Below are 12,167 nucleotides of genomic sequence, written 5' to 3' on the forward strand. Positions count from 1 at the left end.
GCCAAAGTATGGTTTATATTGGTAACAGTGTATGATATAATAAAATTATCATTCAGTAATGTAGATATTTTAATGGAGGGTAAGATGTATCTGAAAAATATTTCTTTACAAAATTATAAAGGGATACAGAATTTAAGCGTTGAGTTTAAGCCTGGCTTGAACTTGCTTATTGGAAATAATGGGGCAGGCAAAACATCATTGTTAAATGCGATTGCAGTTGCGCTGTCTAACACACTGCATTTAATCCCGGTATCATCGTTTGCGATGATTGAACAATCTGACATTCATGTTACTACTTCCACCATGGGGGACGCTACTTCTGCACAACGGTATCATACGCCTGTAATTATTGATACCTTGATAGGTATTGGTGATAATATTTATAAAAGCACACTTGTGAAGCAAGTAGTTTCATCTACAATGAAAGTTGAAGGTAACAGTATCATGCACCATATCAAAACATTAGTAGATGAAAATTTACCATTGCCTCTTCTTAATTATCAAAATTCTGGCAGGGCTGGCAGTACTGTTTTTAACGCCAAGACAGTTTTTGGAATGACGCTGCAGCAACAACGAACAGCGCGCTTGAGCGGTTATAAAAACACTTTCAACAAAGAATTAAACATTGATGATATCCTGTTATGGTGTATGCAGATGGAACTTACGGCTTTGCAAAAAGGGAAAGAAGTCCGCGAATATAAACTGTTCAAGAGCATTGTTTCAACTTTCGTTCAGGCAATAGATAATAAAGCTAAGAATCCAAAGATATATCATTCTTTTGAATGGGGATATCTTGTTTATGTAGATGATTGTAAAGAAACGCCGTTTTATAATCTGAGTGCCGGATTCCAAAGTATACTCTGCACAGCGATTGAATTGGCTTATCGTATTTCCGTTCTGAACCCTGAACTTACAAGTTTAAAGGAACAGGAAGGCATTGTATTAATTGATGAAATTGAGATGCACTTGCATCCTGCCTGGCAGTGGAAAATATTGGACGCCTTGAAAAATACGTTTCCCAAAGTCCAGTTTATTGTTGCGACGCATTCGCCAATTATTTTGTCTTCTGCAAAAGATGCATCTTTATTTTTAATGAAGAGTGTTGACGAGATAATTAGTTTGGAAAATGCCTTTGGCTATAAAATAAACGATGTCTTGGAGTTGCGGCAAGGTACAAAGGATATGCCGGAAGAAGTTTCCGCTTATTACGATGAGGCAGAAAAACTTCTGAATGCCTATGATAAAAAAGGCTTGTTAAAATTGCAGGAGTCCATTGAAACTGCTTACGGAAAAGATTCCTATGTAGCCAAGTCAATTAATGATTTTATTGAAGTAAACAGATGGATTGAGGAAGCCTGAAAAATGCTTTATATAGAAAAAAAAGGCCCTGACGTAAATGTCAGAGTGGAAATAAGCAGGGTGAAACGGGATTGCCATTGGGATGATACAGATAAGGATGATGCTCAACTTGTACGTTCCTGTTTCGATACGCTTGATAAAACGATTATCAAGGCTCAATTACTTAAAGAACAGCATGGATTATGCGCTTATTGCATGAAACGTATCCGGAATAATAATCATATGGTTATTGAGCATCTTGTTCCTGTTCAGCAGTCTGGGGCAGATGCTCTTTCCTATTTCAATATGTTGGGTTGCTGTGAAGGTGGGAGATTGGTCACGGTTGTATCCCCTAACGAAAAGATTTTGTGCTGTGATGCAGCGAAAGGAAATCAGCTTTTACATTTGAGTCCATTGGATAAAATTCAGATGCAAATGATTAGATATGACAGGAACGGCAGGATTTTTACATCATCCAAGGACAAAGAAATGGAACATGACATAAATGAAGTTTTGCATTTGAATGGCATTGTTGATAAAGCAACTGGAAAGATGATTGATACTTCAACTTGTCTTGTAAAAGGCCGCAAGGATGTATATGATTCATTTTGTAGATTTATTGAAGGTCTTTCAAAAAAGAATAAATTGACTAAAGCTGTGCTTGAAAAGAAAGTGAAGGAACTTGAATGTGCGGAAGAGTATATGGAGTATGTAGGGGTTTGGCTGTTTTTCCTTAAGAGAAAAATCAGAGCTATAAGGTAAGTTCATGGGAATAATGTCTGCTTGTAGAGTTTTTGAATACTGTGTCACAGTTCCATTGACATATAATAGATTTTCAATTCATTCTAATAATCCTACTTCTGAAATTATTTTTAAAATGAAAGATGTTGAGGCAATTATTGAAAACACGTTAAAAACATGTGAATTTTCTTGTTGTGACAATGGTCCAGTTTTTAAAAATACTGTAAAAGTTAAATTATATTCAATTAATTTGGATGATGGGGACAGTACAAAAGGGGACAATTATAAGGTTTTTTGTGAGATTTCCAGATTGTTGACGAATGATGAGACATATGCCAAACATTTTGTTGAAAAGATTATCAATCGAATATGTAAGGAACTCAGTTTGGTTTTCATTAAACACAATGCAAACAGGCAGTCTTATCAACCCAGGGTGGAGGCACTTTGGAGTCAGGCGGAATGGGAACGAAGTAGATGTAGGCTTTGTGCTGATGTCCGTCGCAAAGTTACGGAACCGGATGACAACAAACAAAATGTTGTACATGTTGAAGAGAATTTTTTTATACAGTGCGGAGTTCACGTAGTTATTTATCCTACGATTCCAACAGAAGAATTGAAAATTGATAAATGGTTACTGCCAAAAAGTGATGTTGTCGAATTTCTTATGAATGAATACTATTTAGCCTTAGGAACAGAAAAGATAAAGAGCAAGTTTTTTCATTTGTTTTCTATCATTGAGTTTTGTGAGAAAGAATTTGAAAAATTTAATGGTTCAAACAAACTGTTATCAAAGGATGAAGTCGATGATATACTCTTGCATGTTGAGCCATGTATAGAAAATAGTAAAAGAAAAAGAGTATTGTCATTTCTTAAAGATGGGCTTATGAAGGTCAGCGATATTGGAAGAGCCAGAAAACTGGAGAATATTTTGAAATGGATGGGAATTGAGGATTATAATCATCATGGGCAAAAACAAATTATTAATAAAAAGCTGTTAGAAGAACTTATTGATGTCAGGAATAAATCGTACCACGGCACCAAAGAGAGTGAAGAAGAGATTAACAAAAAATATTCGGATGCTGTTGTCAAGTTACTATATATTGACGAAATGATTTTAGATTTTGTAAAAAACAAACTGTAAGGCGTGATATTTTATCGTACTTAAGTGAATGAAATGAAAAAAGGAAATGAGGAAACTATTATCAGGAAATCAACTGTCAATCCGCCGATGATAGAATTCGTGCCAATGATATAGGTCTTGAAAGGGGAATATCTTATGTATAACTATTTAATCGTTGGCTCCGGCCTTTATGGCGCGGTGATGGCGCAGCAGCTGCACGCTGCGGGGAAAAACGTTCTGGTCATTGATAAGCGTCCCAATATTGCAGGGAATGTGTATACGGAAAATGTGGAGGGCATTCAGGTACACAAGTATGGCGCCCATATTTTCCACACCAATGATAAAAAGGTCTGGGACTACCTGCAGGCTTTTACGGTGTTCAACCGTTTCACCAACAGTCCGGTGGCGAATTACAAGGGAGAATTATATTCCCTGCCCTTCAATATGTACACCTTTAATAAAATGTGGGGCGTGGTGACCCCGGAAGAAGCGGCGGCCAAGATTGCGGAACAGCGGAAAGAGATTACCGGTGTGCCTCGCAATCTGGAAGAGCAGGCCATTTCTCTGGTAGGCCGGGATATTTTTGAGAAGCTGATCAAAGGCTACACGGAAAAACAGTGGGGCCGGGACTGCAAGGATCTGCCGGCGTTCATCATCCGGCGGCTGCCGGTGCGTTATACGTTTGATAACAATTATTTTAATGCCTTGTACCAGGGTATCCCCATTGGCGGTTACACGAAGATGGTGGCCAAAATGCTGGAAGGTGTGGAAGTGCGCCTGAATGAAGATTATTTAGCTGACAAAGCCAAATGGGATGCGCTGGCGGAAAAGGTAATCTATACCGGTCCTATTGATGCGTACTTCCATTATAAACTGGGATATCTGGAATACCGTTCGGTGCGTTTTGAAACGGAACTGCTGGATATGCCAAACTTCCAGGGCAATGCGGCGGTGAACTATACGGACCGTGAGACGCCCTGGACCCGGATCATCGAGCACAAGTGGTTTGAGTTTGGCAAGGATGAGGCGGGGAACGATCTGCCCAGGACGGTGATCAGCCGGGAGTACAGTTCCGAGTGGAAGCCGGGGGATGAGCCCTACTACCCGGTGAACGACGAACGCAACAGTGCGTTGTATGCCTCCTACAAGGCGCTGGCGGACAAGGAAGACAAGGTGATTTTCGGCGGCCGCCTGGGCGAGTACAAGTATTATGACATGGATCAGGTGATCGCGGCGGCGCTGGAGAGAGTGGAAGGGTTGGAGTGAAAAAACACTGGTGATTTTATTTTAGTTGCGAGAGTTGGTTCCCGCTTTAGTAGCCTATTAATTATCCTGCGGTTGGGCTATAATATATTGTGGTTTGGCTATCAATAATCCTGTGGTTTCAGAGGTAAAAAGCGGAATTTCGCTTTTTACCTCTTTTCTATTCATTCCCTAAAACTCGTATGTGTCGTGTTTATTATTTTCTTCTTTACATGTTAGGGTGAGTGTGATAAAATAAATGCGAACAAAAGTTCTAATTGGATGTTAATAATGCTTGAAAAGGAGACAGTAATGTCTGATATAGAAAATATGCAGTTGTTTGAGGATCAGCCGGTTCGTACAGCCTGGAACGAAGAGGAAGAAGAGTGGTACTTTTCTGTGGTTGATGTTATAGGTATACTGACTGATCAACCCGATAGCAGACGTGCGGCAAAGTATTGGAGCGTTTTGAAAATTCGTCTTAAAGCCGAAGGGAATGAACTGACTACAAATTGTAGTCAGTTGAAATTGAAAGCTACCGACGGCAAGCGTCGTTTAACTGATGTTGCCAATACGGAACAGCTTCTCCGTATCATCCAGTCTATTCCTTCCAAAAAAGCAGAGCCTTTTAAGTTGTGGCTGGCGCAAGTAGGCAGAGAGAGAATTGAAGAAACTCTGGATCCGGAACTGATAGCGGAACGCCTGGTTGCGACATATGAGCGGAAAGGCTATACCCGTGAGTGGATTAATCAGCGTCTGCAGGCAATCAGTGCCCGTAAGGAACTGACGGATGAATGGAAAGACAGGGGCGTGAGGCAAGGAAAGGAATATGCCATTCTGACAGATGAACTGACTAGAGCATGGTCCGGAATGAGTACCCGCCAGTATAAAAATCTGAAAGGGTTAAAAAAGGAAAGTTTGCGGGACAATATGAGCACAACAGAGCTCACGTTGAATCAGCTTGCCGAAGTGGCGACCCGTGAGTTATCGCGGCAGGAAAAGCCGGAAGGTTTTGAAAATAATCAGGATATTGCTCGGCGCGGTGGTTCAGTAGCCGGAAATGCCCGCCGGGATTTGGAATTGCAACTTGGCCGTTCGGTTATAACAAGTAAAAATGCCAGGCAGTTGAACCACGTTGTTAAGCAAATGATTGAAGCCAGTGTTCATGTAACGGAAGAGGAAGATAGTGATAACAAATGAAAAGAAGATGGGGCGGAGAAAATTCTGTTTGACACCGGGTACTCCGACGCGTATCGTTCGCGGCGAAACAAGAGATGATGAACACGCTTCCCCTCACTGAGGTGGGGGTAGGGTTGAAGTTAGATGTAGAATAAATGAAATAATATAAGACAGATAACAGCGTGTGAGAACTCAAAGATTGAATGTCATAACCATTTTCGTGAGGTCACGAAAATGGTTACTATTGGTAGTTCGGCCGAAAGAGGTATCATTGATATTATAGTTACTTGATCGCTTCTTTCATTTTTTCTTCCACTGCATGTAAGTGATCCTGAACAGTATCAACATAAGAATCAAGATTCATGCCGGCATAATCATCAGGAACGACCGGACAGAGTCTGAACCCGTTGGCCTTTGCCTTTTCTACTGTGGATGCAAATTTTTTGTTGGTTTGCATCAGCCTGTTGAACGCAGACTGTTTGATTGCATAGTTATCTCTGACGTTTAAGGCTTCCAGCATAGAGGCAAAGGCTCTTAAATTTACCAGGTGGTCTTTCAGCTTATAAACGTCTTTCGTCTTTTTATATAAGGCGCAGTCAAGACAATTGCCGGCATCTGCACTAAAATTGATTCTTCGGAACCGTTCCCAGTCTGCGTCATCCAGTACGACCGTGCCAAAGGGTACGACGTCGTACCAGGAGAGCTTAAAATCATTATAATGCGGAAATTTGAACAGGCCGGCCGTGCCGTTATACTGATGTAGAATAACACAGTCCTTTTTTGGCTCAAAAAAATACCCTAACTGTTTCGCTTCAGGTACCGTTATTCTTACCGTGTCGATGAGCGGCCTTGAATACTCTTTCATGAAGATCTGGCAGAGAGGAACATTTACCGTTGGCGTGGCGTGTGCCAGGCTCGATGCGGCCTTTGCCTGTAAGCTGTAAAACAAAGAACTTAAAACTAACGCTGTTGCTAAAACTTTTTTCATGATGTACGCCCTCCCGGTAGCCATTGGCAGTGCCGGGAGTTTTTAGTAAAGGCTGAGTTGGCCCGGCGCTGACACAATTATCTTTTTTTCAAATTATACCGGGTATTTGTGACGTTAGCGTGGCGGATGGGGGATATGATTGTGCAAAATGGCAAGAGATATAAAACTGCTTGAGAGAGTGAGAGAACAAGATAGTAAAAGCCCGGTTGACGCCGGGCTTTTGTGTTTCTTCTTTACTTTTTGGGGAGAGTGTCGTAAAATAAACACGAACAAAAGTTCTAAAATGGTTATGGCTGCGGTGCCCCATTGACATCATACGTATAAATGCGTATAATATCAATGGAGCAAATAATAAAGAAGAGGTGCTGAATTTTGAAAATATCTGAGTTATTAAAGCTCCTGAAGGATAATGGTTGCTTTTTTGTTCGGCCGGGTGGAAATCATGATATATATCATAGTCCGATAACGGGAAAAGATTTTCCTGTGCCGCGACATTCTACTGCTGATGTTAAGAAAGGACTGCTGAACCGGATTTTAAAGCAATCAGGGATAAAGAAATAAGCAAGTTGCTTTACGTGGGAGGTATGCGCAATATGAAATATAAATTTCCTGCATTGATTATTAAGGAAGAGGATGGATTTGTAGTTGAGTTTCCGGATTTGGAAGACGCTTTTACGCAGGGAGATACCTGGGAGGAGGCGTTTGAAAACGCAGAGGATGTATTGAATCTTATGTTATGGAATCGGGAAGAGAATAATATACCCATTCCTCAACCTTCATCGATTGATGAAATTGATGTGCCGACAAATACAACGATTGCTTTGTTCAAAGCAGATACATTGGAATACAGGAAGTTGCACGATACCAGGTCTGTCAGAAAGAATGTAACGATTCCGTCATGGTTGAATACATTGGCTATCAATAAAAACATTAATTTTTCTAATTTGCTGCAGAATGCGTTGATGAATGAACTGGGGATTGAAAAATAAGTAGGAATCTGTTTTATTGCAAATGCAACTATGAAATAACGTGGAATGGATTTTAGGTTTTGATAATAAAAGGTGTGTCAATCAAGTTAACGTGAGCAATTTTGATATTTTCTCAAAAACGCTCACGTTAACTTGACGAGGCGGATAAAAAAAGGAAATAATATGGATACAAACCAGCTTAAATTTTTAATGTATCGGTCTGCCGATGGAGATGTTTCCGTTAATGCTATCATCAAAGATGAAACCATCTGGCTGACCCAGAAGGCCATGGCCGAATTGTTTGGAGTTGACAAGTCTTCCATAAGCAGACATCTTAAGAATATTTTTGTTGAAGGTGAATTGGATGAAAACGTGGTTGTTGCAGAAATTGCAACAACCACTCAACATGGTGCAATACGTGGAAAAACACAATCTCGGGAAACTAAATTCTACAACCTTGACGCCATCATCTCTGTCGGGTATCGTGTTAATTCCCGTCGGGCGACACAGTTCCGGATCTGGGCCGCCGGCATACTAAAAGAATATATTATTAAAGGTTTTGCGATGGATGACGAGCGCCTGAAGCAGGCCCGCACCATTTTCGGCAAGGATTATTTCCGCGAACTGCTGGAACGTGTCCGCTCTATCCGGGCAAGCGAACGGCGTATCTGGCAACAGATCACAGATATTTTTGCGGAGTGCAGTATCGATTATGATAAAGACTCCGAAGTTACTCGCCAGTTTTATGCTATGGTCCAGAACAAATTCCATTATGCGATTACCGGCCAGACTGCTGCGGAAATCATACACAGCCGTGCAGACCATACAAAAGAACACATGGGTCTTACTGTCTGGAAGAATTCCCCGGATGGCCGAGTGCTGAAATCCGATGTCACGGTTGCCAAAAACTATCTCAGTGAGACACAGATTCGGAGACTGGAAAGCGCTGTTTCAGGTTACTTTGATTACATCGAAGACCTGATTGAGAGGGAAATGACATTTACTATGGAAGAGTTCGCTGCCAGCGTGAACGAGTTCTTGGCTTTCCGCCGGTATGACATTTTGCAGGGTTCCGGTCGTATTTCCAGAAATGCAGCCGACGCAAAAGCTATAGCCGAGTATGAAGAATTCAATAAAACGCAGCGCATTGAATCTGATTTCGACAAAGAAGTGAAGAAGATGATTGGGACGAAGAAGGATTAATTTTAGCAGGGTACGTAAATAATCCTGTGGTTGATGTTATAGGTGTACTGACCGATCAACCTGATAGCAGACGTGCGGCAAAGTATTGGAGCGTTTTGAAAATTCGAATTAAGAGGGAAAGTAGTGAGTTGACTACAATTTGTAGTCAACCGTTACAAATTGTAACGGTTTGAAACAACGTTCAAATTCTTCGACTAATTTTACGAAAAAATATTGAAACAAGACTGCTTTTATGGTAACATGAGGTAGCGGCGCAATTTGTTGCTGTTGCGAAACGATATATGTTGTTCTGTTATCATATAAAGCGGTTTTATTTTTTATGAAAGTTGAGGTACTCTTATGCCTGTGATTGCTCCTGTTTCTGAACTGCGTAATTATGGAAATGTGTTGGAAAAAGTTAAGGCTGGTTCCCCGGTGTATTTAACCCGAAATGGTCATGGCGCCTACAGCATCCGTGATATGAAGGACGAGGAGCATTTCCAGAAGGCGGAGGCGATGATTCAGTTGTTCTGCGAACTGAATGCGGGGATCCGGTCTGCGGAAGAAGAAGGCTGGATATCTGAGGAAGAGATGAGAGAGCACTTTCATCGCCGGAGGGAAGAGGCAAAGTGAGTTACGTAGTCCGGTATTCGCCTTCTGCCCGGAAGGATATAGATAAGGTTTGGGATGATGTGTTTTCTGCTTCGGCCAGTTTGGAGGTTACGGAGCGTTATATTACGGATTTTTTGGATGTGATTGCGCAAAAACGGGAGTTTCCGGAAAGCGGTATCCCTTTATATTACCGGGGCCTCTTTACCGGTTTTTATTCTGTGAATTTTAAGGCGTACAAGGCGTTTTATCGTGTGCGTGGCAATTACGTGGAGGTCGTTCGCGTTCTGTTGCAGAAGCAGGAATATATGACGGTGCTTTTTGGGGAAGAAGAGTAAGACGGACGGCACGATAAAATACAATACACAAACAGATGAATAATTGAAACGGAGATACCATGCTGTATGTCGTAAAATTGCTGTATGCCTGGCTTTTGCCGCCGGGTTTGTTTATACTGTTGCTGTTGCTTGCCCATATGCTGTTTGTAAAAACCCGGAGGACGCGATATTATTTCGTGGCCCTTGCGGTGATGTATTTGCTGAGTATTACCCTGGTGTCTGACCGTCTCCTGCAGCCGCTGGAAAACTATTATGCGCAGCCGGAACTGTCTGCCTTGCGGAATGCGGATGCGATTGTTGTGCTTGGCGGTGGCAGCGTAGGCGGAGTCAAAGATTTTGACGGGGAAGGGCAGGCCGCCGCGGACCCGGCCAACCGTCTGTTGATGGGAATCCGGTTGCACAGGGCTCTTAAGTTGCCAATCCTGGTATCTGGCGGACAGGTGTTTTCATATACCGGGACGGAAGCGGAGATTGAATACCGGTTGTTGAAGGGTGCCGGGATCGGCGAGGCGTTTATACTGAAAGAGGATCGAAGCCGTAATACAGTGGAAAATGCCAGGTATACTAAGCAGCTTTGTGAAAAGATGGGGATGGATAAAGTTATCTTGGTAACTTCCGGTTACCATCTGCCAAGGTCCGTACTGATTTTTGAGCGGGAAGGTGTGAGTGTGATCCCGTACCCGACGGATTATAAGACGAATAAAGAGACTGCCATCGATGCGTTTTCTTTTACGCCGTCTGCGGAAGCGGTACGGACTTCTGCCATTGCCATGAAAGAGTATCTGGGGATACTGGCAGTGAAGCTGGGGGCGCAGTGAAAGAACCGTGGTCAATTTGGGGTCAATCAATTTAATGTGAGCGATTTTGTTTTTTTCAAAAACGCTCACGTTAACTTGCATAACGGAACAGGCATTTTGCTTCTTTACATTTATAAAAAGTTTTTGCATTTCAGTGCAAAAACTTTTTTTATGGAAGTAATTTGCTAAATCCCAAAAGGAACCGGTTTAAACCAGATTAAATAAAGAATCTAATGCAATTTTTATAATTTATTTGCATTACATTCTGTATTGTGCTATTATAAAATTACACTAAATTCCAAATCGGGAGGCGCATTATGTATCTGTACCGTAAGGTTTCAACCTATTTGGAGTGCTGGAAGGCCGACAAATACAGAAAACCCCTGATTATTCAGGGGGCGCGTCAGGTTGGCAAGACGTATGCTGTGTTGGAATTTGGAAAAAAGAATTACGATAATGTGGCGTATTTCAATTTTCAGACCAATATTACATTAGCCGCTACCTTTGAAGAAAACATCAGCCCATCTTATCTTTTGCCGCTTTTGTCCCACATCAGCGGCCAGACGATTACCAAAGGCAAAACGCTGATTGTTTTTGATGAGATCCAGCTTTGTGAACGGGCCGTTACCTCGTTGAAATATTTTTGTGAGGAAGCGCCGGAGTATCATGTGATTGCTGCCGGAAGCCTTCTCGGAGTTGCTGTTAACCGCGAGAAGTTTGCGTTTCCGGTAGGCAAGGTAGACCGGTATACCATGTATCCCATGGATATGGAAGAATTTCTGCTGGCCATGGGGGAAGGGAATCTGGTGAAACAGATTTATGATTGTTACCGGAAAAATGCGCCCATGCCTGCCGCCCTGCACGAGGCTGCCCTGAAGCTGTACCGTCGCTACCTGGCTGTCGGAGGCATGCCGGAAGCCGTGGTCCGGTTTTTGGATACAGAGGATTTTACGCAGGTCCGGCATGTGCTGGAAACCGTTCAGATGGATTACCTGGATGATATGAGCAAGTACCAGGAAAGTTCGAACGAGATTAAGAAGACCCGTCTTACTTATGGAACTGTGGCAGTGCAGCTTTCCAAAAAGAATACCCGCTTCCAGTACAAAATTATCAAAACAGGCGCGCGGGCCGCAGAATATGAGAACGCCATTGAATGGTTGGCTTCTGCCAATCTGATTTTCCGTATCTGGCGGGCCGGTCAGGTACTGAAACCACTGGAAAACTATAAAGATATTGATGACTTTAAAATCTATTTGTCGGATATGGGACTCCTTTGCGCCCAGAAAGATATCCGGGCGGAGGATATCCTGTTTATGGAAGAAGAACTGACGGATTTTAAGGGTGGGATGACAGAAAATTATGTTGGGATCCAGTTGATCCGCTCGGGATTCAGACCGTATTTCTGGAGAAATGAGAAAGGAACCCAGGAGGTTGATTTCATCGTTCCCTTACAGGGCAGGCTGATTCCTGTAGAAGTGAAAAGCGGCAGCCATGTGAGTGCAACCAGTTTGCATGAATATATAAAACGGTATGCTCCTGCGTATTCCATTCGTGTTTCTGAGAAGAATTTCGGATTTGAGAATAACATAAAGTCTGTTCCGCTATATGCTGTTTTTTGTATTAAAGATTAATCTGTTATACTGACAATATAAACGCAGCGTAACA

At 42.1% G+C, this 12,167-nt stretch carries 13 protein-coding genes; 12 read left to right on the forward strand and 1 reads right to left on the reverse strand.

Features of this window, described 5'->3' with window-relative positions; genetic code table 11:
* Positions 1 to 84: 84 nt before the first annotated feature.
* The 5 genes from QZV31_RS00200 to QZV31_RS00220 all read left to right on the forward strand — a co-directional run bounded on the left by QZV31_RS00200 (position 85) and on the right by QZV31_RS00220 (position 5,641).
* The gene (locus tag QZV31_RS00200; RefSeq protein ID WP_295356501.1) at positions 85 to 1,359 is read left to right on the forward strand and encodes an AAA family ATPase; all 1,275 of its coding nucleotides are present in this window, start codon (positions 85 to 87) and stop codon (positions 1,357 to 1,359) included.
* Between the two features lie 3 nt (positions 1,360 to 1,362).
* Complete coding sequence (locus tag QZV31_RS00205) at positions 1,363 to 2,100, forward strand: hypothetical protein (RefSeq protein WP_295356503.1); 738 nt, start codon at positions 1,363 to 1,365, stop codon at positions 2,098 to 2,100.
* Between the two features lie 4 nt (positions 2,101 to 2,104).
* Entirely contained in the window at positions 2,105 to 3,220 is a 1,116-nt protein-coding gene (locus QZV31_RS00210) for a hypothetical protein (RefSeq protein WP_295356504.1), read from the forward strand.
* A gap of 135 nt (positions 3,221 to 3,355) precedes the next feature.
* The gene (gene glf / locus QZV31_RS00215; RefSeq protein WP_295356505.1) at positions 3,356 to 4,465 is read left to right on the forward strand and encodes a UDP-galactopyranose mutase; all 1,110 of its coding nucleotides are present in this window, start codon (positions 3,356 to 3,358) and stop codon (positions 4,463 to 4,465) included.
* 288 nt (positions 4,466 to 4,753) lie between these two features.
* On the forward strand, positions 4,754 to 5,641 hold the full coding sequence (locus QZV31_RS00220) for a BRO family protein (RefSeq protein ID WP_295356507.1): 888 nt from the start codon (positions 4,754 to 4,756) through the stop codon (positions 5,639 to 5,641).
* A 262-nt stretch (positions 5,642 to 5,903) separates the two neighbouring features.
* Here QZV31_RS00220 and QZV31_RS00225 read toward each other — a convergent pair whose 3' ends face one another.
* Complete coding sequence (locus tag QZV31_RS00225) at positions 5,904 to 6,608, reverse strand: hypothetical protein (protein WP_295356510.1); 705 nt, start codon at positions 6,606 to 6,608, stop codon at positions 5,904 to 5,906.
* 372 nt (positions 6,609 to 6,980) lie between these two features.
* Here QZV31_RS00225 and QZV31_RS00230 point away from each other — a divergent pair, with 372 nt between their 5' ends.
* From QZV31_RS00230 to QZV31_RS00260, 7 genes are all read left to right on the forward strand, one after another.
* On the forward strand, positions 6,981 to 7,169 hold the full coding sequence (locus QZV31_RS00230; RefSeq protein WP_295356511.1) for a type II toxin-antitoxin system HicA family toxin: 189 nt from the start codon (positions 6,981 to 6,983) through the stop codon (positions 7,167 to 7,169).
* A gap of 32 nt (positions 7,170 to 7,201) precedes the next feature.
* Positions 7,202 to 7,597 carry a type II toxin-antitoxin system HicB family antitoxin gene (locus QZV31_RS00235; RefSeq protein WP_295356513.1) on the forward strand — a complete coding sequence of 132 codons (396 nt, stop codon included), beginning with the start codon at positions 7,202 to 7,204 and terminating at the stop codon, positions 7,595 to 7,597.
* 162 nt (positions 7,598 to 7,759) lie between these two features.
* Positions 7,760 to 8,779: a virulence RhuM family protein gene (locus QZV31_RS00240; RefSeq protein ID WP_295356516.1), complete on the forward strand. Its 1,020-nt coding sequence runs from the start codon at positions 7,760 to 7,762 to the stop codon at positions 8,777 to 8,779.
* Positions 8,780 to 9,118: 339 nt separating this feature from the next.
* Positions 9,119 to 9,391, forward strand: coding sequence for a hypothetical protein (locus QZV31_RS00245; protein WP_295356519.1), 273 nt, complete (start codon positions 9,119 to 9,121; stop codon positions 9,389 to 9,391).
* Positions 9,388 to 9,705 carry a type II toxin-antitoxin system RelE/ParE family toxin gene (locus QZV31_RS00250; protein ID WP_295356522.1) on the forward strand — a complete coding sequence of 106 codons (318 nt, stop codon included), beginning with the start codon at positions 9,388 to 9,390 and terminating at the stop codon, positions 9,703 to 9,705. Before QZV31_RS00245 ends, QZV31_RS00250 begins: the two co-directional genes overlap by 4 nt.
* A gap of 59 nt (positions 9,706 to 9,764) precedes the next feature.
* A complete protein-coding gene (locus QZV31_RS00255) occupies positions 9,765 to 10,523 on the forward strand; it encodes a YdcF family protein (RefSeq protein WP_295356525.1) in 759 nt (252 codons plus the stop codon).
* A gap of 302 nt (positions 10,524 to 10,825) precedes the next feature.
* Complete coding sequence (locus QZV31_RS00260; RefSeq protein ID WP_366508666.1) at positions 10,826 to 12,133, forward strand: ATP-binding protein; 1,308 nt, start codon at positions 10,826 to 10,828, stop codon at positions 12,131 to 12,133.
* The last annotated feature ends 34 nt before the right edge of the window (positions 12,134 to 12,167 follow it).

Origin of the sequence: uncultured Succiniclasticum sp., from assembly GCF_902793885.1 — a bacterium.
In the GTDB taxonomy this organism is placed as follows: domain Bacteria; phylum Bacillota; class Negativicutes; order Acidaminococcales; family Acidaminococcaceae; genus Succiniclasticum.